Genomic DNA, 24366 nt, shown 5'->3' on the forward strand with positions numbered 1-24366 from the left:
CGCCACAACATATCAAAAAAAGTTGAGGAGAGGGGTTTTTAAAGATCTAAGACTCGCTTTTTAATTCTTGTTTTTGTGAGCGACCCAATAATGACATGGCTGCAAGTTTTGGATCTTTATGTTCGTAAAGCACTTTATAGATTTGTTCTGTGATAGGCATATCAACATGATATTTTTGAGCTAATGCCCAAACTTCTTTAGTATTTCGGCAACCCTCAACCACTTGAGCAATAATATCTTGTGCTTCTTGAATGGATTTGTTTTGACCTAATAAAATACCAAATCGACGATTTCGGGACTGATTATCTGTACAAGTAAGTACCAAATCGCCTAAACCAGCCATCCCCATAAACGTGGCAGGATCGGCACCAAGAGCTTCGCCTAATCGCATCATTTCGGCAAGTCCGCGGGTTATTAAAGCTGTTCTCGCATTAGCACCAAAACCCAGCCCATCGGACAAACCAGCACCAATTGCAATAACATTTTTTACCGCGCCACCAAGTTGAACGCCAATAAAGTCTTTACTGCTATAAACACGGAATGATTTACTACAGTGAAATAAATTTTGGAGTTCAGTTAGAAATTGATCATCGGTTGAGGCAACGGTTACTGCTGTTGGTAAGCCTGATGCAACTTCTTTAGCGAAAGTAGGGCCTGAAATAACCGCTAATGGGATTTTATCACCCAATACTTCTTTGGCAACATCTTGTAATAGTCGACCTGTATCGACTTCAAGTCCTTTGGTTGCCCAAACAATTTTGCTATCTTTTCTTAAAAATGGCTTGATTTGTTTAAGAATGCTACCAAATGCGTGGCTTGGTACAACAATTAATAAAATTGGTGAAGCTGAAACGGCAGTTTTAAGATCCGCTTCAACTTGAAGTTGGTCAGGAAAAGAAATATCCGGTAAAAATTGTCTATTCTGTCTATCATGTTGCAAAATAGCCATTTTATCTGGGTTGTGCCCCCATAATAAAGTTGAGTGGCCATTTCGTGCCAGTAATATTGCCAGCGAGGTTCCATAAGAACCTGCGCCAATCACTGTCACTGCTGCATTTTTATTCATAAACATAGACTTTATTAACTAGTAATTACTGTAAAGTTTCAGTCGATTCGGTTTTAGCTTCTTGCTGTTGCAAATAGCTAATGAATAAAGCTTCAAAATTTACAGGTTCTAAATTAAGTTGTGGGAAAGTTCCTTTATTTACTAAGCTTGAAATAACTTCACGCGCATAAGGGAATAAAATATTAGGACAATAAGCACCTACACAATGTTGAATTTGAGCGTCGTCAAATCCGATAAGCGAGAAAATACCTGACTGAGTCACTTCACAAATATATACAACTTCTTCTTGTTGTTTTACTGTTACTGTGACACGTAAAGAAACTTCATGCACACCTTCACTCAACGCTTGTGATGATGAATTTAGTTCTAAATTCATTTCTGGTTGCCATTGTTTTGTGAAAATTTCTGGAACGTTGTTTGTTTCAAATGAAACATCTTTGGTATAAATGCGTTGAATAGCAAATTGTGTTTCAGGTGTATTGTTTTGTTCTGTCATGATAAAACCTTATTTTAATATTATATTATTTTCTAACTAATGGTAAGTTTTCGCCGTTCCATCCAGCAATACCATCTTTTAATGTAAATACATGCAAAAAGCCCTGTTTGACTAATACTTCACCAATGCTTGCTGATGTTAAACCATTATCATCAACCACGATGATAATATCTTCTTTAAATTTTTCAATGGTTTTTGCGCTAGCATTTTTAATGTCAACGGGTAAAATGTTGTGAGATTCAGTAATATGCCCTTTTTTGAAACTATCTGCTGAGCGAATATCGACAATAACTGCGTTTTGTTTGTTGATCATACTAATTGCTTGCGCGTTATTAATTATTTTCACTTTTGATAATTTACTTTTCACGGTCATTACAATGATTGCAACAAATAACACAATCCAACCTAATGAAAGTAAAAGGTGATTTTGGATAAAAGGTATAATTTCGATTGTAACAAAGTCCATACTTTTATGATTACCTAGTATTATTAAAAATAGGTTAAGATTATAACGATATTGTCTACTGAAATATAGACCTAAAGGAGAAATCTTATTTTAAGCTAATAAGATTTAAAAGTTTTAAGGATTGAAACTATGTTATTTAAAAGATTTATTTTGTTGCCATTCATTTTCGTTACTTTAATTTCGTCAGCATTAGCAGAATCAAATAATCTTAATACTGACGAAATACTAAGCCTAGAGGAATTAAAGGAAGATAGTCAATCTAGTTCATTAGGGTTTGATCCGAATTTAACGTGTCGAGACTTTTTCCATGAGATTGATCCAAATGCCCCTGATTTTTTTCAATATGAAAAGTGTAGGACAACCGACTATGGGCAAACATGGCCTATTGAGGTTATTTATAAAGTTGAAGGTAAATATGCTAAGCAAGCTCATGAATATTTAATTAAGACTATGGGAATGGGCGATTTGAAATTCGTATGTTGTTATTGGGAACAACTAAAACCAGTAGCAATTGTCAATCCAAAAGATAATGTATTATATGAGGCTACATTTATTTCAGAAGAAACTCTAAAAAAGGATTGGGATAAAACAACCTTTTATTTAGTAATAACAGGTTATCGAAAAGAATCGTAGATCATTCGAAAGAGTTAGCAAATTCACTTTTCATTAATGGCACCAAAATGTAACGCAAGTAGCAGTATGTTACATTTCGGTGCATTATTTTGGTGCTATGTGCATTATTTTGGTGCATTAATGTTAATTTTTGCTATTATCTAACCAATAAAAACCGTTTAAAAATCGTGGTTAAAAAATTGGCATCAAATTTGCATATAATTTAATAAATAGGCAAATATGCCTTTGAACTGAACATTTATTTTATATGTCCTCAATGGAGAAGCTACATGTCTACACAAAAAGTTTTTACACTAATAAAAGAAAACGATGTTAAATTTGTTGATTTACGTTTTACTGATACTAAAGGTAAAGAACAACACGTTACTATTCCAGTTAGTCAAATTGACGCAGATTTTTTTGAAGATGGTAAGATGTTTGATGGCTCTTCAATTGCAGGTTGGAAGGGGATTAACGAATCAGATATGGTGTTAATGCCAGATGCATCAAGTGCCGTGATTGACCCATTTTTTGAAGATGTGACATTGAATATTCGTTGTGACGTTTTAGAGCCAGCAACATTACAAGGCTATGATCGTGACCCGCGCTCAATTGCTAAACGCGCTGAAGAGTTTTTAAAATCATCAGGCATTGCTGATACTGTTATTTTTGGACCAGAACCAGAATTCTTCCTATTTGATGATGTGCGTTTTGGAACGCCGATGTCAGGTAGTTTTGTTCATATTGATGATATTGAAGCTGCTTGGAACTCAGGTACTAAATACGAAGAAGGTAACAAAGGTCACCGCCCAGGTGTAAAAGGTGGTTACTTCCCGCTTCCTCCTGTTGATTCTTCACAAGATATCCGTTCTGAAATGTGTTTAATTATGGAGCAACTAGGTTTAGTTGTTGAAGCTCATCACCATGAAGTTGCAACTGCTGGTCAAAATGAGATTGCTTGCCGTTTCAATACATTAACTAAAAAAGCTGACGAAGTGCAAATCTATAAATATGTAGTACAAAATGTTGCACATGCTTATGGTAAAACCGCGACATTTATGCCAAAACCAATGTTTGGTGATAACGGTTCTGGTATGCACTGCCATCAATCACTTGCTAAAGATGGTGTGAACCTTTTTGCTGGTGATAAATATGCTGGCCTTTCTGAAATGGCTTTATTCTATATCGGTGGTATTATCAAACACGCTAAAGCAATTAATGCTTTTGCTAATCCAGCAACAAACTCTTATAAACGTTTAGTACCGGGTTATGAAGCACCCGTTATGCTTGCATATTCTGCTCGTAACCGTTCTGCATCAATTCGTATCCCTGTTGTTACTAGTCCTAAGGCTCGTCGTATCGAAGTTCGTTTCCCAGATCCAGCTGGTAACCCATACTTATCATTTGCTGCACAGTTAATGGCTGGTTTAGATGGTATTATCAATAAGATTCATCCGGGCGATGCGATGGATAAAAACTTATATGACTTACCACCAGAAGAGTCTAAATTAATTCCACAAGTTGCAGGTTCACTTGAAGAAGCGTTAAATGCTTTAGATGCGGATCGTGAATTCTTAACTCGTGGTAATGTGTTTACTGATGACACTATCGATGCTTATATCGATTTAAAACGCCAAGATGTTGATCGTGTACGCATGACTCCACATCCGGTTGAATTTGAATTGTATTACAGCCTATAAGTCATTATTTTATTATTTAACGTTTTAACCACCGCTATTTGGCGGTGGTATCTAAAATGAGAACGGAGTGCTTACGATGACATTTGATAATGAATCTGATGCGAATCTTGTTCTCGACTCTATGATAACCAATATTTTATTACTTGATAAAAAGCTCAATATTCTTTATGCCAATACTGCGGCACAACAATTACTAGCCCAAAGTTCTAAAAAAATATTAGAAAGTTGTCTTCCTGATTTGTTAGGGTATTTTTCGTTAGACCTTGATTTAATGCAAAATGCCTTAGATCAAAACCAAGGTTTTACCGATAGTGAAGTAAATTTAGTGATAAATAATGAACTACATATTTTATCATTGACGGCACAACTGCTTGCTAATGGCCATATTTTAATAGAAATGGCACCACTTAATAGCCATAAAAAACTAAGCCAAGAACAATTACAACAAGCTCAACAAAATGCAGCACGTGAGCTAGTCCGCGGACTTGCCCATGAAATTAAAAACCCATTAGGTGGGCTTAGAGGTGCAGCGCAGCTATTATCACGTGAACTGCCTAAAAATGAGTTGCAAGACTATACACAAATTATTATTGAACAAGCAGATAGATTAAGGAATCTTGTTGATAGGTTATTAGGCCCACAACAACGTTTACAACAAAAACAGCAGAATATTCACCAAGCTATTGAGCGAATTTATGCGCTTTTAAGTTTAGAAAAGCCGTCAAACGTAACGATTATACGTGATTATGATCCTAGTCTGCCTGAATTAGTGCATGACTCTGAACAGATTGAACAGGTAGTTTTAAATATCATTCGTAATGCGATACAAGCGATTGGTTCGAAAACAGGCTCTATCACAATAAGAACGCGAACGGCATTTCAGGTTACTTTGCATGGTCAGCGTTACCGACTTTGTGTTCGCATCGATATTGAAGATAATGGACCTGGCGTTCCAGTGCATATTCAAGATACGTTGTTTTATCCGATGGTGAGTGGTTATGAAGGTGGTAATGGTATCGGTTTGTCGATTGCTCATAATATTATCGATCAGCACCATGGAAAAATTGAGTTTAATAGTTGGCCAGGCCACACAGAGTTTTCTATCTATCTGCCCATCAAACAATGAGGTTAATTGAAATGAATGTTTGGATTGTTGATGATGATAGTTCGATTAGATGGGTGTTAGAAAAAGCACTTACTAATGCTCATTTTAATTGCATCAGTTTTTCAAGTGGTCAAGATGTGATTGATGCTTTAGTGAATCACCCACAAAAGCCAGCCGTCATTTTATCTGACATAAAAATGCCTGGAATTGATGGTTTATCTTTACTTAATTATATTAAAGAGCAAATGCCCAATTTGCCTGTGATTATTATGACGGCGCATTCCGATCTTGATGCCGCTGTTAATGCTTACCAAAAAGGTGCTTATGATTATATTCCTAAGCCTTTTGATGTTGATGAAGTTATTCAACTGGTGGAACGAGCTATTTTACAAACTCAAAGCAATAAACCGAGCAGTCCTTCTAGCAGTAAAGCTTCTACTGGTATTATCGGTGAAGCTCCATCAATGCAGGAAGTGTTTCGTATTATTGGGCGACTTTCAAAATCATCTATTAGTGTGCTGATTAACGGCGAATCAGGAACTGGTAAAGAGTTAGTTGCTAAAGCATTGCATACCCATAGTCCACGTTCTCAGTCACCTTTTATTGCACTGAATATGGCTGCCATTCCAAAAGATCTGATTGAATCTGAATTGTTTGGTCATGAAAAAGGCGCATTCACTGGTGCAGCCCAAATAAGGCATGGGCGTTTTGAGCAGGCCAACGGTGGTACGCTATTTTTGGATGAAATTGGCGATATGCCGTTAGATGTGCAGACGAGATTATTAAGAGTGCTTGCCGATGGTCAATTTTATCGGATCGGTGGTTATTCACCGGTTAAAGTTGATGTTCGTATTATTGCCGCAACCCATCAAGATCTTCAAGCGAGAGTAAGAGAAGGTAAGTTTAGAGAAGATTTATTCCATCGCTTAAATGTTATTCGTATTTTATTACCGCCATTACGAGATAGAGCACAAGATATTCCAAAACTGGCTGAACATTTTTTACGTACTACTGCCAAAGAGTTAGGCGTCGAAAGTAAAGTGCTGAGTCCTGAAGCACTTAATTTATTATGTATGTTTAATTGGCCGGGCAATGTTAGGCAATTGGAAAATGTTTGTCGTTGGGTGACTGTAATGTCGTCAAATAATGAAATTTTTGTTCAAGATTTACCTCCAGAACTTTTACAGTTATCGGTGCCCGCTACATCTGTTAATTATGACGTTAATACCCATCCTCAGCCGTTAACAGATTGGAAAACGATGCTCGAACAGTGGGCTAAGCAAGCATTATTAGCGGGCCAAACAGGGATATTGACACAAACCGTTAGTGAAGTTGAACGGATTTTATTGAAATGCGCACTTAATTTTACTCGTGGTCACAAACAAGATGCTGCCAACCTTTTAGGTTGGGGACGAAATACGTTAACCAGAAAGCTTAAAGAATTATCCGAAGATTCCAATTATTAATTGACGTAGAATTGATCAATAATCAGCCTTTAATTTAATATTATTGGCTGATGTTTTTATAAGCTTATTAATTATTGATTTTTTTGTTTATCAAAGTTCATTGAACACTTATTTATTTTTAGTTACAATTCAGCCTAAATGATAATCATTCTATTTATCATTTACGCGCTTTTGAACTAAGCTAATAATTAGGAGTTACAATGTTTTCATCTATCAAATTTAAATTTTTAGTATTACTAACCGCTTTATTTGCTTTGGTTGGTTGTGATGATAAAAAAGAAGCACCTGCCGCTAATAAAACATCAATTGTTGTTGAACATGCTCAAGGTAAAACAGAGGTTCCTGAAAATCCGAAAAAAGTAGTCGTATTTAATACTGCAACACTTGATATTATTGATGCATTAAATATTCCCGTTACAGCAGTTCCTCAATCTGATGTGCATTTTCCCGAGTTCTTATCTAAATATGCTGATAAAACTTATACCAATGTCGGCACATTATTTGAACCAAATTATGAAGTATTAAGTTCATTACAACCTGATGTGATTATTGCAGGTGGTCGGGCCAATGATGTATATAAAAAATTAAGTGATATTGCGCCGACAATTTCGCTTGATATTGATCCTAATAATTTTGTGGCTAGTTTGACGCAGCGTACTGAGCAGTTAGGTAATATTTTTGGTAAACAAGCAGAAGCTAAAAAACTAATTGCTGATTTTAATCAAAAAATTGATAGCTTAAAATCAAAAACTAGCACTGCTGGAACGGCTTTAGTGATTATGGTTAATGGCGGCAAAATGTCTGCATATGGCCCTAAATCACGTTTTGGTTTTATTTTTGATGTATTAGGTTTTAAACCTGCAACAACATTCCAAGAAGCAGGACGTCATGGTAATGCAGTAACTTCTGAATTTGTATTAAGTGTTAATCCACAATGGATATTTGTGCTTGATAGAGATAACGCAATTGGTAATAAAGAAGCACAATCTGCACAACAGGTTTTAAATAACGAATTAATTCAAAAAACCGATGCATGGCAACAAAACCATATTGTTTATTTAGATTCTACTTCTATGTATATCTCTGGTGGTATTCAAACTTATAGTCGTTTGATGGATCAAATAAGTGATGTTTTACAAAAATCATCAGCAAATTAATATAAATCATGTCTAAAACGGTTTACTTTATTGCAGGCATTGTTTTTTTATTCGCAATGGCTGCATTAAGCCTTTTTATTGGTGCTGGGCATGTTACGTTAGCTGATTTATGGTCTGACAGTAATATGCGACAAATCTTTTTTGTTAGTCGAGTACCTAGAACAGTGGCACTATTATTAGCTGGCAGCGCGATGAGTGTTGCTGGTTTAATTATGCAACTCCTTACCCAAAATCGTTTTGTGGAACCGTCGTTAGTAGGTACAACTCAGTCGGCTAGTCTTGGTTTATTAGTGATGATGGTGCTTGCGCCTGGTGCAAGTGTGATGATGAAAATGGTGGTTGCCAGCTTATTTGCTATGGCGGGCACTATGTTATTTATGTTCATTTCTCGCAAGATTATTTATAAATCTGCCCTGATGGTGCCTCTTATTGGGATTATGCTTGGTGCGGTAATTAGTGCCATTTGTACTTTTTTTGCGATGTATTTTGACCTATTACAATCACTTGGTGGTTGGGAGTCAGGAGACTTTTCCGGAATCTTGCAAGGTCGTTATGAGTTATTATGGTTAGTTGGAGGTATTACTCTACTCGCTTGTTGGAGTGCAGATCGGTTCACTGTTGCCGGTTTAGGTAGAGACTTTTCGGTTAATGTTGGGCTTAATTATAATCGAGTCATGTTAATTGGTCTTGTTGTGATTGCTTTGATAGGTGGAATAGTCGTTGTGGTGGTTGGTGTATTGCCATTTTTAGGACTGATTGTTCCCAATATTGTCAGTTTATTATTTGGTGATAATGTTAGAAAAACGATTCCTTGGATCTGTTTATTAGGCAGTGGGCTTGTTTTGCTATGTGATATTATTGGACGCGTTATCCGTTATCCATTTGAAATACCAGCCAGTGTCATTCTTGGTGTAGTAGGGGCTATTATTTTTTTAGTATTGTTGAGTAAAAAATGTCATGCTAGTTAATCAAAAACGCCATATTTCTAGCCGAAAAACAGTATGGTTATTACTTGGTATTGCTGTGCTTTGTGTTGTTTTTTTCATGACATTTAATTTAAAAGGCAACATCAGCTACATTTTGACACATCGGACTTGGATTGTATTAACGATGATTTTAGTTGCTTTTTCGGCGGCAACGTCAACATTACTTTTCCAAACTGTTACGAATAATCGAATTTTAACACCTTCAATAATGGGGTTTGAATCACTGTTTGTGTTGATTCAAACAGTGGTAATATTTTTTATTGATGTCCAAGGTATCCCTTATATTGGTATTGTCGGTAAATTTATCTTTGAGTCATTACTATTAATTTTATTTTCTCTATTTTTGTATCGAGGATTATTCAACAAACTTAAACAAAATCTTCATTTAGTTTTATTAATTGGGATTATTCTAGGAACGCTGTTCCGTAGTTTTTCCAATTTATTACAACGTCTAATGGCGCCGACTGAATTTGCTGTATTACAAAGTCGAATTTTTGCAACATTTACTCGAGCTGAACCCGTACTAATTGTCTTTTCATTAGTTATTTCGAGCATAATTGGTCTATTTTTATGGCGAATGCGTTTTCGGTTTGATGTACTAGCATTAGGTCGTGATAATGCGATTAATCTTGGTATCGATTATCAAAAAAGTGTCACCATTATTTTATTATTAGTTTCGGTATTAGTGTCAATATCGACCGCATTAGTTGGTCCATTTACGTTTTTAGGCTTACTTATTGCAAATTTAGCTTACAGTATTAGTGGTTCCAGCCAACATCGCTTTTTATTGCCAACCGCATTTTTATTAGGAATTATTTTCCTTGTTGGTGGGCAAATGTTTTTAGAGCATGTTTTAAACATGGTTGGTGCATTATCTATTGTAATTGAGTTTATTGGTGGTTCGCTGTTTATCTTCTTATTATTGAAAAAGGTTCCAATGTGATAGAAATTGATAATATTAGTAAAAAATATCAAACCATATCTGTATTAAAAAATGTGAATGCGACCATATCACAAGGTGGAGTGACAGCTATCATAGGTCCTAATGGTGCAGGTAAATCGACATTATTATCAATTATTAGTCGTCTATTACTGGCTGATGAAGGACAAGTAAAAATACAAAGTATGGACGTGGTTAATACGCCAAGTGACAAACTTGCCACCTACTTATCGGTATTGAGGCAAGAAAACCGTTTTACTAGCAGATTAACTGTTTTTGAATTAGTAGGATTTGGACGTTATCCTTATTCAAAAGGGCGATTAAATAAAGATGACTTAGCACATATCCATCGAGCACTGGAATTCTTAAATTTAACTGAGTATAAAGATCGGTTTTTAGATGAACTTTCTGGCGGGCAACGACAACGTGCTTATGTTGCTATGGTGCTTTGTCAAGATACTGAGTATGTTTTGCTTGATGAACCGCTAAACAATCTTGATATGAAACACGCAGTTTCGATGATGAAACAGTTACGCCGAGCGGCCGATGAGCTCGGTAAAACGATTGTTATTGTTATCCATGATATCAATTTTGCCTCAGTTTATTCTGATTATATTTTAGCCATGAAAGATGGCCAACTTGTCTATCAAGGTAGCCCAAAAGAAATTATGAATTCAACTATTTTAGAAGATATATTTGATACGCCAGTAAAAATAGAAACTATCCATAACCAAAACATTGCTATTTATTATTAATAAAAGATTTTTTAACTAAAAGGGTTTAGATTCACACTAAATCCTTTTTTTCTTATAATTCGTTAAGTTTAAATGATAAGTTCTGTTTACATTTAATTTGTGTTCAGTTTAAATAACTGATGAATTTTTTTATTGAGATATATTCATGAAATTAGAACAAATTGCACTGTTAGCTGGCGTTTCAAGAACGACAGCCAGCTATGTAATAAATGGTAAAGCTAAACACTACCGAGTTAGTGATAAAACCATTGCTAAAGTGATGGCAGTAGTGAAAGAATATAATTACCAACCCAATGCTGTAGCAGCAGGTCTAAGAGCGGGGAAAACACGTACTATTGGTATCATCATTCCAGACTTTGAAAATATAAGTTATACCCGAATTGCAAGTTACTTAGAGCAGTTGTTAAGAAAAGAAGGCTATCAATTATTGCTTTCTTGTTCTGAAGATAATCCGGAAATTGAAAAAGAGTGTGTAAAACATTTAAAACAACGCCGTGTAGATGCTTTAGTCATTTCTTCATCGTTTGTTAATGATTCTGATTATGCGTTTTACAACGGTTGGCAAAATAGTGATACTCCTTTATTTGCATTAGACAGAACACTCTCAACATCTGAATTTAGGAATGTTGTTGGATCTGATAAAGAAGATTCTAAAATGCTAGCTCAAGCTTTTAATCAATTTGTTGATGGAACAGTCGCTTATATTGGTGCATTACCTAATTTGTCTGTTAGCCAGCTACGAATGGAGGGTTTTAAGGAAGTTGCTCTAAATCATAGCAATAAAGTTGATTTTTTGTGTGCAAATAATTATAGTCGTCGCGATGCAGAGGTTACTTTTAGTCAATGGTTGGCAAATAATGATTTACCAAACGGCATTTTTTCCACTTCTTTTTCTTTATTACAAGGCACCATTGATGCAATTCTGAAAAAGTTTGGTCGTTTACCGGATAATCTAACAATTGCCACCTTTGGTGATAATGAGTTACTCGATTTTTTACCGTGTAAATTGATTGCGTTATCTCAAGATCATAAATCAGTATCAAAAGTAACCATTGAATTATTATTAAATAGTTTGCATAAAAAGAACTATCAACCAGGAACAACAATCATACCGCGACGTTTAATTTATCGAGGTAGCCTGAGTCGAGAACAATTGCTAAAAAGTCAAATTAAATCGTCATAGAGCTAAAAAGATTTACTCAAAAAGCTGATCTAGATCACATTTTAGGAATTAATAGATATAATTTATTTGATAATTAGGACGTTTATATTCATTATCGCTGAAACGATTCAATCATGATTCAATAACGATTATGGGATTGCTGAGTTGTTTTTAGTACATCCAATATTATAACCCAGAGGTATTTATTATATGTTTCATTTAGTTAAAGAAGATATCCATTTAAATGAACAAGCAGCCAACAAAAGTGAGGCAATTAAGAAGATTGCAGCCGCATTAACTAGCGCTGGTTATGTTGAAGAAGGCTACGTTGATGGTATGCTTGAACGTGAAAGTCAAGCTGCAACTTATTTAGGTATTGGTATTGCTATACCTCATGGCACACCTAAAACTCGCCACTTAGTTAAAAAGACAGGGGTTCAAGTTTTTTGTTTTCCTCAAGGCGTTGAGTGGGGTGATGATGGTGAAAAAGCTTATCTAGCTATTGGTATTGCTGCGAGTTCTGATGAGCATTTAGAATTACTTCGTCAATTAACTCATGTCCTTGGTGCTGATGGGGTTGAAGAGCGAATCAAAAAAATCCAAACTGCCGATGAAGCTTTAGCTATTTTAACTGGCAAAGAAAGTGTAGAAGATAGTCAATTTGTAATTGATGAATCCTCATTATTATTGGATATACAAGCTGATAGCTTAACTACATTACAAGCTTTAAATGCTTCACGTTTAAAACAACACGATGCGGTTAATGTCAGCTTTATTACGAACGTACTTGATAATAAACCAAGTTATTTAGGTAATGGGGTATGGTTAAGTGACAGCCGCGAAGGCAATTTAAAAAATGCGATTGCTATTAGCCGTACGGTGAATGATCTTAATCAAGATGGCAAACCAGTTAAGCTTCTTATTACTATTTCAGCTGTTGATGATTCAGTTACAGCTATCGTGAATAACATTGCATCATTAGCTTATAACCAAAAATTAGCATTATTAATTTCTGCAAAAAGTGATGATTTTAATAATCTACTCCTATCAGGGGATCATTCTGTATCATCTGAAACATCAGAAAATGTAACACCTAATGATTCATCAAACAGTCTTGCTAATGGTGAAGAATTAAGCCGAGTATTTGTTATTCCAAATGAAAATGGCTTACACACTCGTCCATCATCAGTTCTTGTCAAATTAGTTAAAGAGTTCAATAGCAAAGTGACGGTAGCTAATCTAGATGGTAAAAACGAGCCAGTTAGTGCAACTAGTTTAATGAAAATTGTTGCGCTAGGTGCGAAAAAAGGTAGCCGTTTACAATTCACTGCTGTTGGTAATGATGCAGAACAAGTATTAGATGCAATCGGTAAAGCAATTGAAAGTGGTTTAGGAGAGGGTGCTTAATCATGACTTATCGTGTTGCAACGATCACTTTAAATCCTGCTTATGATCTATTAGGTTTTTGCCCAAAAGTTGAGCTTGGTGATGTTAACTTAGTTCAAACTAATGCTTTGCTTGCTGCGGGTAAAGGTATCAATGTTGCCAAAGTATTATCTGATCTTGGTATTCAATTAACCGTGGGTGGATTTTTAGGTAAAGAGAATCGTGATGGTTTTAATTTACTTTTTAAATCTCTGAATGTTGATGATAAATTCCAGACCGTTGATGGTCGTACCCGAATTAACGTTAAACTCACTGAAGAAAATAGTGAAGTCACTGACCTAAATTTTTCAGGTTTCACGATTAACGATCAAGATTGGCAAACTTTCGTTTCCAATTCTTTAGAATGGTTGAAAGAGATAGATATGGTTGCCATTAGTGGTAGTTTACCTGCTGGAGTATCACTGGAAAAATTCACAGAATGGATGAAACAAGTTAAAGCAATTTGTCCTAAAGTGGTATTTGATAGTAGCCGTGATGCTTTAGTAGCAGGGCTTAAGGCCAACCCTTGGTTAATTAAACCAAATGATAAAGAACTGGAAATGTGGGTAGGCAGAAAATTATCCACATTATCAGAAATTAAAACAGCAGCCATGGAACTTATCGATGGTGGGGTAGAGAACGTAGTAATTTCACTGGGCAGCAAAGGTGCTTTGTGGGTGACTAAACGTGAAGCATGGTTAGCCAAACCACCTAAATGTAAAGTGGTTAGCACTGTTGGTGCTGGTGATTCAATGGTCGGTGGGTTAATGTATGGTTTATTAAATAATAAATCAATCAAAGACACCCTAGTATTTGCATCAAGTGTTGCCGCTTTATCTGTTGAACAAGCTGGTGTTGGTGTGTCAGACCGTCAAGCGGTTACCAACATGTCGAAAAAAATTGAAATAATCGCTGGATAGGAGTATTCATGAATATATACATTGTTGAAGGTAGCAATTCAGGCCCAGTTAATGGGCGATTAGCTAAAGCGGAATTAGCGTTAGCTGCTAATTCTTTAAATTTTAAAATTGTTGATAATGCAACATCAGCCGATACTATCATTTCGGTTGGTAGCGGTAATATTAGTGACAAATCAGTTATTGGCAAAAAAGTTTATGTTGTTAATGATATAAATGATGTTTTTGCTGATCCTAAAAAAATCTTAAATGATGCACAAAGTAAAGCAACTGTTTATGAACAATCGACTGGTGATACTAGCACTTCTGTGGCAAACAGTGGACAAAAACGTATTGTTGCGGTAACTGCTTGCCCAACAGGTGTTGCTCATACATTTATGGCAGCTGAAGCGATTGAAGAAGAAGCGAAAAAACGTGGTTGGTGGTGTAAAGTAGAAACTCGTGGTTCTGTTGGTGTTGGAAATGAATTAACACCAGAAGAGATTGCTTCTGCTGATGTAGTTATAGCTGCATGTGATATTGATGTTGATTTAAGCAAATTTGCTGGTAAAAAACTTTATCGTACCAAAACTGGTCCAGCTCTTAAAAAGACCGCTCAGGAATTAGATAAAGCATTTGAAGAAGCAACAATTTATCAACCGTCTGGTTCTACTTCTGTTGCAACATCAAGCAATGAAAAGAAAGGCTTTTATCAACATCTACTAACAGGTGTGTCTTACATGTTGCCAATGGTGGTTGCAGGTGGTTTGATCATTGCGCTTTCTTTTGCTTTTGGTCAGTTCCAAGAGGTATTAAAAACAGTTACTGTACTTGAAAATGGCGTAGAAGTTGTTAAACAAACTCTTGTAAATGAGCTTGTTGGTGAACCTCATTTAGCTCAAATTGGTGGTTTAGCCTTCTCGTTAATGGTTCCATTGCTTGCTGGTTATATTGCTTACTCAATTGCTGATAGACCAGGGCTTGCTCCTGGCCTAGTTGGTGGTTTACTTGCAGTTTCAACTGGTGCAGGATTCTTAGGTGGTATTATCATTGGTTATTTTGCAGGTTATGTCGCATTAGCTATTACAAAATACTTACCATTACCAAAAAGTATGGAAGCATTGAAACCAATATTAATTGTGCCTTTACTTGCAACTTTAATTACTGGTCTTGTTATGCAATTTGTTGTTGGTACGCCAATCGCATGGTTAATGAAAATTATTACTGTATGGCTAAATACCATGAATGGTGCTAATGCTGTTATGTTAGGTGCATTATTAGGCGGTATGATGTGTACTGATATGGGTGGACCAATTAATAAAGTTGCTTATGCTTTTGGTACTGGTATGATTTCTTCACAAGTTTATGCGCCTATGGCTGCAGTTATGGCGGGGGGAATGGTTCCTCCATTAGCGATGGGATTAGCTACTTTAATCGCTCGCAAAAAATTTGCTAAAGCAGAACAAGAAAGTGGTAAAGCGTCTTTAGTTTTAGGCTTATGCTTTATCTCTGAAGGGGCAATTCCTTTTGCAGCGCGTGATCCGTTACGTGTTATCCCTTGTTGTATTGTTGGTGGTGCAATCACTGGTGGTATGGCATTAGCATTTGGTTCAACGTTAATGACGCCACATGGTGGTTTATTTGCATTAGCAATCCCTGGCGTAGTTAAACCTGTTGGTGGATATATATTATCAATCGTTGCAGGCTCTGTAATTGCAGGTGTTGCTTACGCATTGATTAAGAAACCTGAATCACAAACAACAGCTATCGCATAATAATTATGCAACTAAAAACGCCATCAATTGATGGCGTTTTTTTATATTAAATTATTTTTTACCCATCGTTGTAAGTCTTTTGGTATAAAGCTGTCCATTTTTTCTAACATTGAATCAGCACTATCTGAGATAATTAATGTTTGATAAAAACTTTCTCGAATAAAACCTTCTTGTACTGCGTGATTTAAGAAGTTCAGTAAAGGTTGCCAAAATTGGCTATTAAATAGTGCGACGGGTTTTTCATGATAACCAATTTGCATCCCTGTCCAAACTTCAAAAAGCTCTTCTAACGTGCCCGTTCCCCCTGGCATTGCAATAAATCCATCGGCAAGTTCAGTTAGTCTTGCTTTACGTTGATGCATATTTTCAACAACTTCTAATCGAGTAATACCAAGGTGTGCAGTTTCGGCTTTGACTAATTTTTCTGGAATGATGCCAATAACCTCGCCACCATGATCTAAAACGGAATTAGCAATTATGCCCATTAATCCTTTATTGCCTCCGCCATAGATTAATCGTCTATTTTGATTGGCAATAACCTTGCCTAATTGCATAGCCGCTGTACGATACTCTGGACGATTCCCTTCACTAGCACCACAAAAAACACAAATATTCTTTTTCATAAATTTTACTCTACTTGTTAATCTGTACTATTTTAGCATAGTATTCACGCTATTTGCTTACAAGCTGAGCAGTTAAACTTAATTAGTGTTTTATAGATTGACATAATCGTCATAGATAGTTAATATTCTGTCCGTCAAGTGTTCCTCCATAGTTCAGTCGGTAGAACGGCGGACTGTTAATCCGTATGTCACTGGTTCAAGTCCAGTTGGAGGAGCCAACTTTTCACTTTATCTCATATCTATACATCTCTATTTGTTTATAAATCAATAATGTCAAAATCAAATTGATGTAACACATCAGAAACAATTTGGTTAGGATTGGCTGAATAAGAATCTACTCGTTTGGGTTGATCTTTAGAGGATTTTATATTTTCTGTATGAAGGCTTTAGTTTTCCATTATAGGATGATTAAGTAATTATTTATATTTTTTAATTTATTGTTTACTTATCACCGTTCATAATTATGAGGGTGATAGGCAAAATAAAAAGCAGTTTAAAATACTATCATTACTTCATTTCATCAATTTCATTATCCACAAATTTTCGTTCGATAAGCTCACCGTCTTTATAGGTTTCTGTGTACAAAAGTTTGCCTTTTTTAGCAGAAGATAGATCAACAGATCCTTCTGGCATCTCTTGGTAATCTAATTTATAAAACTTCCAAATTCCAATCGGTAACCCTTTTTGGTAATTTGCTTCAAGGTAAGTATAAAGGTAAGTATAATAACCATTTGGCTTCTTCTCAACCCACAAACCTTCACGGGTATGATTTTCGACTAATCCTTGTTCTTCTTCATTTTGGAAAAATCCGTTTTGGTCGTAATATCGAATAAATTTGCCTTCAGGCGAAATTTGGAATTTTTCATAACGGATAAAATGCGTATCCTCTTCATCTTCTTCAAAATATTTAATATGAATAATATTGTTCTTATCTATAAAAAATAATTTTCTATAACCATTAATTACCCATGATAAAGAATAATAAACATTTAATTTATCGATAGTGTTAGTACTATCTGTTGTGATTAAATCCATTCTAGAATAATTATAAGGCTCGTATTCACTATTATAAACTGGCTTGTCTTCAAGTGTTGTATGAGAAGATGTTAATAGAAATAGATTTAGATTTTTATCATTAATATTTATTTTGCTTACTGGTGAAAGATAATTATCTTTTTTAATATTTTTATCAAAAAAATGTGATAGTTTATCATAGTAAAAATTACTCATTTCAGATTCATAAAATCTGTCTTTAAGAGTTGTTAATTGAGGGTTTAAATATAATTCTGGATATAAATAATCATTTGAATATTTACTCAAATAAAAAATTACTGAATCATAATTACGTTGTATCCTACTGTTATTCCTTTCAACTTTTTCTTGCCAAAATTGGGTTGTCCATTTCTTAGGAAAATGTGTTGATATCAGTTCTTCTTTACCAAAAGAAAGCTCGTTCGTATAGGGCAACTCACTATAAATATTTACTGAATAAGTATTATTCGGTATGGTGAAAAGCTCTTTTAACTCAGTCTCATATAAATCATCAAAATTGTAAATTTTCTTTGAAACAACTTTTCCATTCTTATATTGAGTTACGATTTTATAGTCTTTGCCTAATTCATCAGGATGATAATAGGTGGTTTCGATTAAATCGCCTTTTTCATCGTATGTTTTCCATAATCCTACAGGTATTGTGGTAGCATTATACATATCCATAAACCCTTCATATTGCTTAACGCCATTTTCAAAGTAAATAGTAGTGAGTTTGGGTAATTCTAAAGAGTCAGTAACTATTGTTTCTATAAGATTTATTTGTCCATTAGGATAATAAATAACATATAATACATCTCCTTTTTTAACTTCATCTCTTACATAACGGATGAATTTTAGTTTTCCATTTGGGTAAAATCCTTGAGAAGAAATGCCGTCTCGTTGATATGATGACATATAATACACAGATTCTAATTGACCGCCTTTAGTATAGTAAGTTTCTATATAATCCGCTGCTTTATTGCCATTGATATAATATTCATACCGTAGAAAACCCTCAGGAGTATTGGATTCTTTAATTCGTACTGAATTTGAAGGGGTAGCTTCGGAAATATTTTTTGCTTCAATGCGTTGAATACATGCCAAAATGCCAACAAAAAAAATAGATACTATTAGTAATTTTTTCATTTTATTCTTAAAAATGTTTATTAATGTTGATTACTAACCCTTGAGCAAGTTGCTCTGCTATTAAATCCATATTGTCGTAAATACTTTTTGCATCTTTAGGGGGGGTAATATAACCAAGCTCGATTAAAACTTTATCTTTCGTTTGATTTTTTCCCAAAAGAACTCCTACATTATTTCTAGCATCAGGGTGTTTCTTTCCTATATTGACAACAGTATAACAATTAAAAATATCATTAGCTAATTCTAGCCCTTTTTTATCTCCTTCATTACAGATAACATGAGCGCCGGAAGTAAAATTGGTTAAGCCATCCACATGAATTGAAATAAAATAATCCGCTTTGTTATTAGTAGCTATATCACAGTGAAAATAGATAGCTTCTTTATTATTGGCAACTTTAACAACGTTTTTACTATTTCCTTGATATAGGTAATGGAGCCGTCTACCGTGCATTCCATTTCTGTTTTTTCTTATCCATTGACTAAAAAGGAAATGGATTATTTGAATACAGGTTTTGGGTAGTATCGGTATTTTCAATTTCTCTGAGTCTGAGCACTAATTTACCTTTTCGGGGAGTATCGTAACATTTGGCAACACAGATAAATTGTGTCACCCAAAGAGGCTTGATTTAATTTTAAATAGGTATATTCATTAGGTATATTCGGAGCATTTACTTTTTTTACAAAATAGACATTTGCTACATTAATATCAAAATTAGATTGAAGTAACAAATCATAGACAATTTGGTTAGGATTAGCTGACTAGGAATCGGTTTTAGGTTGTAATACCTTGTTGTCGGGTTGATTGGATTGTGATTGTTTATTGTCCGGCGAGGTTGCTCCTTTTCCCATTTTGGGTTGTAGACTTATTTTTTGTTTATGTATCTAACTTTTAATATTATTTATTTTTGATGTTGAAACATTTAGGATCATCAATTGAATTTATGATTAAATTAATTTCATTTCCTTTCTTTCTTGACATACTATATTTACAGATTTGAATAGTATTTCCTGATTGGATTTGTTCCATGGATATTAATTCTAATAAGTTGTTTTTATCCTTTTCAAAGATGAATTTATCAACCGTTAAATGTCTGGTTTCTTGTATAATTTCTAAGGTATATTCTTTTTTACTTACTTTTGTCAAAGTAAATGTTAGATCATTTCTATCACCATAGTTACTAATTAATAATTTATAGTTTTCTTTAAATTTTATATTTCCTTGTTCTATTTGAATTATAAAATGATCATAAGGTTGATCCGATACTAAATTTTTATGGAGTTTCCCTGCATTATCAAATTGAATATGAAAAATATTATTTTTAATAATATCAGCTTCGCTCTCATCTTGAATCTTTTGTTTACTATAAACATTTTTAACTTGTCCTTGACAAGAAAAAGTTAATATCATTATTAGAGTAAAAAAGATTCCTTTATTTTTTATTAATACACTCATTATATTTCATTATACCTTTTAATATTTCTGTAAACTTCTTTCTTCTTCTAAACCATTGGGGACTTTTACATTTCATTAATTGCTCATGATACCAATAAAATTTGTATGATTAATAGATAAATTAAATCAAAAATAATTATATTATACTAAGCGTGTTTAACATTGTCCTATTTTTCAAATTCACCGATTAAAATTCTTCCCCCTCGATCTTCAGGATCTGGTTTATCATGGAATGATGCACGTAAAATGATAAATTTATCTTTATAAAATCCGACAGGTCTAGAAGTAGCAAACATACCTTTTAACTCATACTTATTCCAAGTTTGTCCATAGTCATATGAATATCGAATTGACGGGTTAATAGATGATAAAAGTTTATAGTCGCATACAAAATTTTTATATCGGTAAAAGTTCACATTTTTTGAATCAAGTGTATATAACTCTTTTTCCTCTTCATTATAAAAAGTTGCAGACGTTTTTAACAGGTTAGCTTTACCCAAAATAAAAGTGTCATCTTGATATAGTAAGACATCATAGTTATTTTTGAAACTTTTGATGATTTGCTGGTTTTGGGTTTTAGGGTCATAACTAATGATCTGATTTTTTTGTAAAGTTAGAATGTTACCCTGTGCGGTTAAATAAAATGGCTGATTGTTTAAGTCGTCAGGCAAGGGGTATTCTTCTTCTCGATTCAATAAATTAATCAGTTTTAAATTGCCTCGATTGGAATATATGACATATTTACCGTTGAATTTTTTATAATCGATATCATCGGCAGATAAATACTCATCTATTTTAACCACTTTTAGACTCTTATGATCTAAAAGATATTGGGAAATTTTTTTACTGTTATCGGGTAATCTATTTTGAGCTTCTACTAATGAATAATCATTACTGGTATCAATCCATTTCATCTCTTGTTCGGGTAGCAATAATTCTTGATAACTTTTGCCCCGATCTTTCGATATAAGTATTACTGCTTGATATCCTATTTGAATTGAATCAAAGGCATTAAGATCTTTTTTTCCAATCAAAATAATGGTGTTCTCATTGGGGGCTATAAATTCTTCAAAACGAAAAGCAGACATTGGGTCTAAGACAGTTGCTTGATCGGTTAATTGGTATAATTGATTAAAATCGTATTTGGCTATCCATTTCATATTTCCTTGTTTATTGGGGTTACAGCTGAATAAAAAAAGGCTTAATAGGGTAGTGATAATGAATTTATTATTTAGGGATATCATCATAAAAAATACTCTAGTTACATATCCTTTGTAATCGGACTGTTGTTATTAAATTTCAAAAAAACTAACAACCATTATAAGGATTAGTTTTGAATGATTATTCTTTTTAATTTACTCATTTATATCGGCTTGCTTACCACCGTTTATATTAATAAAGGTGATAAGTAAAATAACCAGTATATTTAATATACTATCGTTACTTCAATTCATAAATTTCTTTATCCACAAATTTGCGTTATAATTTTCATCAGGAAGTTAGTTGATTTTTTCAATAATTAATTTTTTATATTTATAATCAGTATTATAAAAACCTTTTTCGTTCCATATAGTATTAGTTACTTTTATGTATAGGATATTGTCATTCCAAACCAAATCCCAAATAATCCATTTTTCTGTTTCGAAACGAAAATTATGCTTTATATGATTATTTTTAATCTTGTATAAGTCTATAATGGACTTTGATGCTTCATAATCTATGTAAAAGGTAGTAAAATGCGTTTTTGCCTTATTTATATAGGGTATTCCTTGTAAAGTAATTGTATTATTTTTGTTATCCTGAATTTTAACCTCACTATCTTCATAATATGAAACTTTAATAATATCCTTATTCAAGGGTTTCCAATAACCATAATAGTCATAAATTTTCATGGATTCGTTATCGTTCAAATTATTTATATAGGTTTTATTGTTCACTTTTAAGTATGTTTCTGTCTTTATAAATCTTTTATCATTTTTTTCAATCATTGGGTCATAAATTTTTTTCATATGACTGAATTCTTGTGCGCTGCTTTTTCTTCTATAAAGTTTATTGAAAACTTTTTTAGATTATTAGTTTCACTATTTGTTAATTCTATTTTCAATGGTTCGTGACAAACTCTGTTATTAGATAATGAATAAATACCTTGAATGTTACTATTTACACATCCTATAACTAAAAAGCTTAATATTGTTAAAATATATTTCATTGGTTTAGTCTTCTTTTTCAATTATCGGTTATACTTGCCAAATAAATTTTTCACCTCATTATTCTTTTGTTTTAATATTTATTCAATAGGTTTTACATCATTAATAGCCAGTAAATTATATCTAGCTCCGTTTGAATAAACCTTTAATAAAAATGCGGTATTTCGTGTTCGTATATTTGTTTTACTACAATATTTTGTAATTATTTCATGGTTAGTAACGGTTAAGTAAAGATTTGTATTATCTTGTTTAAAGTTAAATGCAGTGGGTTCTGTATTAGCCTTTTTATATTGATAATAAAGGATAAATTCGATTTTTTTAGATAAAAAACCATCCATTTTTTCTTCATCATATATATAGTTTCCTTTCCCACAATAATCAGACAATGTTGCTTCAAATTGCACATTATCCACTTGTATAGAATCTATATTGTTAGGTATGGTATATATATTTGATAATGAGATTTTTTCACCATCTATTAAGGTAAGGGAATGACTAAGAATGAAGTTTTCATCTTTTGATTCTATATTTGTTTTAATGGCGTTAGACACATTTCCTTTGCTGCAATTAGCGATAAAAGGAACAAGTAAACAGAGAGCTATTATTTTCATTTTATTTTCGATTTCTGCATGTATTTAGATATATTTTTCGGATAAAAAGGTAAATCTCTTTTACTTGTTCCCATAAGATTTTTTTATTTTTCAAACTCACCGATTAAAATTCGTCCCCCTCGATCTTCAGGATCTGGTTTATCATGGAATGATGCATGAAAAATGATGAATTTATCTTTATAAAATCCAATTGGATAAGAGGCTGAAAAAAAGCCTGTAAACTTTTGTTCAAACCAAGTTTGTCCATAGTCATAAGAATATCGGAAAATAGGATAAAGGGATGAAATAAGTTTATAGTCGCATACAAAATTTTTATAGCGATAATATCGGCTTCTATCCCCTTTTTCGAAAGTATATAAAAGCTCTTCTTTATTATTATAATAAGAACCTCCACCTTTAGACTTATTTTCATTGAATTTAGTAAAAATATTCACCATCCTTATAAGTCAGCACATCATAATTATTATGTAATTGCTGTATGACGGTTTTTGTATTATTTTTCGGGTCGTAGCGAATGACTTGTTTGGCATCTAGAATAAGTAATGTATCATCAGCAGTAACCCAAAAAGAACGGTTGTTTAATTCGTAGGGTAAAGGATACTGTTCCTCTCGATTCAATAAATTAACCAGTTTTAATGCCTTGTTATGGGAATACACGGCATATTTTCCATTAAAATTATAATAGGAGATATCAGCTTCAGAATCATATTCATCTATTTTAACGATTTTTAAACTGTTGTTATCTAAAAGATACATGGAATTTTTTTTACTGTTGTCTGGTAATCTACTTTGAGCTTTTATTAATGAATAATCATTGCTGGGATAAATCCATCTCATCTCTTGTTCGGGAAGCGATAACTCTTGATAACTTTTGCCCCGATCTTTCGATACATGTATTACTGCTTGATACCCTCTTTGGCTTGAATCAAAGGCATTAAGATCTTTATTTCCAATCAAAATAATGGTGTTTTCATTGGGGGCTATAAAATCTTCAAAACGAAAAGCAGACATCGGATCTAAGACAGTTGCTTGGTCGGTTAATTGGTATAATTGATTAAAATCGTATTTGGCTATCCATTTCATATTTCCTTGTTTATCGGGGTTACAGCTGAATAAAAAAAGGCTTAATAGAGTAGTGATAATCAATTTATTATTTAGGGATATCATCATAAAAAACACTCTAGTTACATATCTTTTGTTATCGGACTCTTGTTATTAAATTTCAAAAAAACTAACGCCATTATAATGATTAGTTTTGAATGATTATTCTTTTTAATTTACTCATTT

Annotated in this window: 24 protein-coding genes and 1 tRNA gene; 13 read left to right on the forward strand and 12 right to left on the reverse strand. The window is 33.5% G+C overall.

All coding sequences use genetic code 11. From position 1 onward, the window contains the following. Positions 1 to 46: 46 nt before the first annotated feature. From gpsA to J3U09_RS03075, 3 genes are read right to left on the reverse strand one after another with little or no spacing between them, the layout of a single operon-like run. Positions 47 to 1066 carry an NAD(P)H-dependent glycerol-3-phosphate dehydrogenase gene (gpsA, locus tag J3U09_RS03065; RefSeq protein ID WP_267357095.1) on the reverse strand — a complete coding sequence of 340 codons (1020 nt, stop codon included), beginning with the start codon at positions 1064 to 1066 and terminating at the stop codon, positions 47 to 49. Positions 1067 to 1091: 25 nt separating this feature from the next. Further along, complete coding sequence (gene secB / locus J3U09_RS03070; protein ID WP_065563714.1) at positions 1092 to 1562, reverse strand: protein-export chaperone SecB; 471 nt, start codon at positions 1560 to 1562, stop codon at positions 1092 to 1094. 25 nt (positions 1563 to 1587) lie between these two features. Beyond that, positions 1588 to 2028 carry a rhodanese-like domain-containing protein gene (locus J3U09_RS03075; protein ID WP_065563713.1) on the reverse strand — a complete coding sequence of 147 codons (441 nt, stop codon included), beginning with the start codon at positions 2026 to 2028 and terminating at the stop codon, positions 1588 to 1590. A gap of 129 nt (positions 2029 to 2157) precedes the next feature. Here J3U09_RS03075 and J3U09_RS03080 point away from each other — a divergent pair, with 129 nt between their 5' ends. The 12 genes from J3U09_RS03080 (at position 2158) to fruA (ending at position 16007) form a co-directional block, all read left to right on the forward strand. Further along, positions 2158 to 2661, forward strand: a complete 504-nt coding sequence (locus J3U09_RS03080) for a DUF4952 domain-containing protein (RefSeq protein ID WP_267352919.1) — start codon at positions 2158 to 2160, stop codon at positions 2659 to 2661. Positions 2662 to 2930: 269 nt separating this feature from the next. Further along, a complete protein-coding gene (gene glnA, locus J3U09_RS03085; protein WP_267357097.1) occupies positions 2931 to 4340 on the forward strand; it encodes a glutamate--ammonia ligase in 1410 nt (469 codons plus the stop codon). Between the two features lie 76 nt (positions 4341 to 4416). Beyond that, a complete protein-coding gene (gene glnL, locus J3U09_RS03090; RefSeq protein WP_267357098.1) occupies positions 4417 to 5466 on the forward strand; it encodes a nitrogen regulation protein NR(II) in 1050 nt (349 codons plus the stop codon). Between the two features lie 11 nt (positions 5467 to 5477). Continuing rightward, positions 5478 to 6911: a nitrogen regulation protein NR(I) gene (glnG, locus tag J3U09_RS03095; RefSeq protein WP_267357099.1), complete on the forward strand. Its 1434-nt coding sequence runs from the start codon at positions 5478 to 5480 to the stop codon at positions 6909 to 6911. 200 nt (positions 6912 to 7111) lie between these two features. After that, on the forward strand, positions 7112 to 8068 hold the full coding sequence (locus J3U09_RS03100) for a siderophore ABC transporter substrate-binding protein (protein WP_267338792.1): 957 nt from the start codon (positions 7112 to 7114) through the stop codon (positions 8066 to 8068). Positions 8069 to 8076: 8 nt separating this feature from the next. Beyond that, positions 8077 to 9036 carry an ABC transporter permease gene (locus J3U09_RS03105; RefSeq protein WP_267337135.1) on the forward strand — a complete coding sequence of 320 codons (960 nt, stop codon included), beginning with the start codon at positions 8077 to 8079 and terminating at the stop codon, positions 9034 to 9036. Then, positions 9026 to 9997 (forward strand): iron chelate uptake ABC transporter family permease subunit, encoded by a 972-nt coding sequence (locus J3U09_RS03110; protein ID WP_267357100.1) that lies wholly within the window; start codon positions 9026 to 9028, stop codon positions 9995 to 9997. Before J3U09_RS03105 ends, J3U09_RS03110 begins: the two co-directional genes overlap by 11 nt. Next, positions 9994 to 10749, forward strand: a complete 756-nt coding sequence (locus J3U09_RS03115) for an ABC transporter ATP-binding protein (protein WP_220225631.1) — start codon at positions 9994 to 9996, stop codon at positions 10747 to 10749. The genes J3U09_RS03110 and J3U09_RS03115 overlap by 4 nt, the downstream gene beginning before the upstream one ends. A gap of 145 nt (positions 10750 to 10894) precedes the next feature. Next, the gene (gene cra / locus J3U09_RS03120; RefSeq protein WP_267357101.1) at positions 10895 to 11932 is read left to right on the forward strand and encodes a catabolite repressor/activator; all 1038 of its coding nucleotides are present in this window, start codon (positions 10895 to 10897) and stop codon (positions 11930 to 11932) included. 189 nt (positions 11933 to 12121) lie between these two features. Beyond that, positions 12122 to 13318, forward strand: coding sequence for a fused PTS fructose transporter subunit IIA/HPr protein (gene fruB / locus J3U09_RS03125; protein ID WP_267357102.1), 1197 nt, complete (start codon positions 12122 to 12124; stop codon positions 13316 to 13318). Positions 13319 to 13320: 2 nt separating this feature from the next. After that, positions 13321 to 14256 carry a 1-phosphofructokinase gene (fruK, locus tag J3U09_RS03130; RefSeq protein ID WP_267357103.1) on the forward strand — a complete coding sequence of 312 codons (936 nt, stop codon included), beginning with the start codon at positions 13321 to 13323 and terminating at the stop codon, positions 14254 to 14256. A gap of 8 nt (positions 14257 to 14264) precedes the next feature. Continuing rightward, entirely contained in the window at positions 14265 to 16007 is a 1743-nt protein-coding gene (gene fruA / locus J3U09_RS03135; protein WP_267357104.1) for a PTS fructose transporter subunit IIBC, read from the forward strand. Positions 16008 to 16048: 41 nt separating this feature from the next. On the opposite strand, the gene J3U09_RS03140 is transcribed toward fruA, so the two are convergent. Beyond that, positions 16049 to 16630, reverse strand: a complete 582-nt coding sequence (locus tag J3U09_RS03140; RefSeq protein WP_267357105.1) for a TIGR00730 family Rossman fold protein — start codon at positions 16628 to 16630, stop codon at positions 16049 to 16051. A 142-nt stretch (positions 16631 to 16772) separates the two neighbouring features. Here J3U09_RS03140 and J3U09_RS03145 point away from each other — a divergent pair. Next, a tRNA-Asn gene (locus tag J3U09_RS03145) sits at positions 16773 to 16848 on the forward strand. Positions 16849 to 17137: 289 nt separating this feature from the next. Here J3U09_RS03145 and J3U09_RS03150 read toward each other — a convergent pair. The 8 genes from J3U09_RS03150 to J3U09_RS03185 all read right to left on the reverse strand — a co-directional run bounded on the left by J3U09_RS03150 (position 17138) and on the right by J3U09_RS03185 (position 24162). Beyond that, positions 17138 to 18808, reverse strand: coding sequence for a toxin-antitoxin system YwqK family antitoxin (locus J3U09_RS03150; protein ID WP_267357106.1), 1671 nt, complete (start codon positions 18806 to 18808; stop codon positions 17138 to 17140). A gap of 7 nt (positions 18809 to 18815) precedes the next feature. After that, positions 18816 to 19343 (reverse strand): N-acetylmuramoyl-L-alanine amidase, encoded by a 528-nt coding sequence (locus J3U09_RS03155; protein WP_267357107.1) that lies wholly within the window; start codon positions 19341 to 19343, stop codon positions 18816 to 18818. 360 nt (positions 19344 to 19703) lie between these two features. Continuing rightward, positions 19704 to 20261 carry a hypothetical protein gene (locus J3U09_RS03160; protein WP_267357108.1) on the reverse strand — a complete coding sequence of 186 codons (558 nt, stop codon included), beginning with the start codon at positions 20259 to 20261 and terminating at the stop codon, positions 19704 to 19706. A 167-nt stretch (positions 20262 to 20428) separates the two neighbouring features. Next, positions 20429 to 21421, reverse strand: a complete 993-nt coding sequence (locus J3U09_RS03165) for a hypothetical protein (protein ID WP_220225640.1) — start codon at positions 21419 to 21421, stop codon at positions 20429 to 20431. 339 nt (positions 21422 to 21760) lie between these two features. Beyond that, a complete protein-coding gene (locus J3U09_RS03170; RefSeq protein ID WP_267357109.1) occupies positions 21761 to 22270 on the reverse strand; it encodes a hypothetical protein in 510 nt (169 codons plus the stop codon). 278 nt (positions 22271 to 22548) lie between these two features. Then, on the reverse strand, positions 22549 to 23079 hold the full coding sequence (locus tag J3U09_RS03175) for a hypothetical protein (RefSeq protein ID WP_267357110.1): 531 nt from the start codon (positions 23077 to 23079) through the stop codon (positions 22549 to 22551). Between the two features lie 83 nt (positions 23080 to 23162). Beyond that, positions 23163 to 23513, reverse strand: a complete 351-nt coding sequence (locus tag J3U09_RS03180) for a hypothetical protein (RefSeq protein ID WP_267357111.1) — start codon at positions 23511 to 23513, stop codon at positions 23163 to 23165. Further along, positions 23497 to 24162, reverse strand: coding sequence for a hypothetical protein (locus J3U09_RS03185; RefSeq protein WP_267357112.1), 666 nt, complete (start codon positions 24160 to 24162; stop codon positions 23497 to 23499). Before J3U09_RS03185 ends, J3U09_RS03180 begins: the two co-directional genes overlap by 17 nt. Positions 24163 to 24366 lie beyond the last annotated feature (204 nt).

Source organism: Gilliamella sp. B2889, assembly GCF_026536885.1.
Taxonomy (GTDB): Bacteria; Pseudomonadota; Gammaproteobacteria; order Enterobacterales; family Orbaceae; genus Gilliamella; species Gilliamella apicola_E.

Bases quoted from the DNA above. Each gene is read 5' to 3' on its own strand.
- secB (WP_065563714.1), bottom strand. From the start codon at position 1,562: ATGACAGAACAAAACAATACACCTGAAACACAATTTGCTATTCAACGC.
- J3U09_RS03185 (WP_267357112.1), bottom strand. From the start codon at position 24,162: ATGAAATGGATAGCCAAATACGATTTTAATCAATTATACCAATTAACC.
- gpsA (WP_267357095.1), bottom strand. From the start codon at position 1,066: ATGAATAAAAATGCAGCAGTGACAGTGATTGGCGCAGGTTCTTATGGA.
- J3U09_RS03100 (WP_267338792.1), top strand. From the start codon at position 7,112: ATGTTTTCATCTATCAAATTTAAATTTTTAGTATTACTAACCGCTTTA.
- glnG (WP_267357099.1), top strand. From the start codon at position 5,478: ATGAATGTTTGGATTGTTGATGATGATAGTTCGATTAGATGGGTGTTA.
- glnA (WP_267357097.1), top strand. From the start codon at position 2,931: ATGTCTACACAAAAAGTTTTTACACTAATAAAAGAAAACGATGTTAAA.
- glnL (WP_267357098.1), top strand. From the start codon at position 4,417: ATGACATTTGATAATGAATCTGATGCGAATCTTGTTCTCGACTCTATG.
- J3U09_RS03150 (WP_267357106.1), bottom strand. From the start codon at position 18,808: ATGAAAAAATTACTAATAGTATCTATTTTTTTTGTTGGCATTTTGGCA.
- J3U09_RS03110 (WP_267357100.1), top strand. From the start codon at position 9,026: ATGCTAGTTAATCAAAAACGCCATATTTCTAGCCGAAAAACAGTATGG.
- J3U09_RS03165 (WP_220225640.1), bottom strand. From the start codon at position 21,421: ATGAAATGGATAGCCAAATACGATTTTAATCAATTATACCAATTAACC.
- J3U09_RS03175 (WP_267357110.1), bottom strand. From the start codon at position 23,079: ATGAAAATAATAGCTCTCTGTTTACTTGTTCCTTTTATCGCTAATTGC.
- fruA (WP_267357104.1), top strand. From the start codon at position 14,265: ATGAATATATACATTGTTGAAGGTAGCAATTCAGGCCCAGTTAATGGG.
- fruK (WP_267357103.1), top strand. From the start codon at position 13,321: ATGACTTATCGTGTTGCAACGATCACTTTAAATCCTGCTTATGATCTA.
- J3U09_RS03075 (WP_065563713.1), bottom strand. From the start codon at position 2,028: ATGGACTTTGTTACAATCGAAATTATACCTTTTATCCAAAATCACCTT.
- fruB (WP_267357102.1), top strand. From the start codon at position 12,122: ATGTTTCATTTAGTTAAAGAAGATATCCATTTAAATGAACAAGCAGCC.
- J3U09_RS03140 (WP_267357105.1), bottom strand. From the start codon at position 16,630: ATGAAAAAGAATATTTGTGTTTTTTGTGGTGCTAGTGAAGGGAATCGT.
- J3U09_RS03170 (WP_267357109.1), bottom strand. From the start codon at position 22,270: ATGAAAAAAATTTATGACCCAATGATTGAAAAAAATGATAAAAGATTT.
- J3U09_RS03160 (WP_267357108.1), bottom strand. From the start codon at position 20,261: ATGAGTGTATTAATAAAAAATAAAGGAATCTTTTTTACTCTAATAATG.
- J3U09_RS03105 (WP_267337135.1), top strand. From the start codon at position 8,077: ATGTCTAAAACGGTTTACTTTATTGCAGGCATTGTTTTTTTATTCGCA.
- J3U09_RS03080 (WP_267352919.1), top strand. From the start codon at position 2,158: ATGTTATTTAAAAGATTTATTTTGTTGCCATTCATTTTCGTTACTTTA.
- cra (WP_267357101.1), top strand. From the start codon at position 10,895: ATGAAATTAGAACAAATTGCACTGTTAGCTGGCGTTTCAAGAACGACA.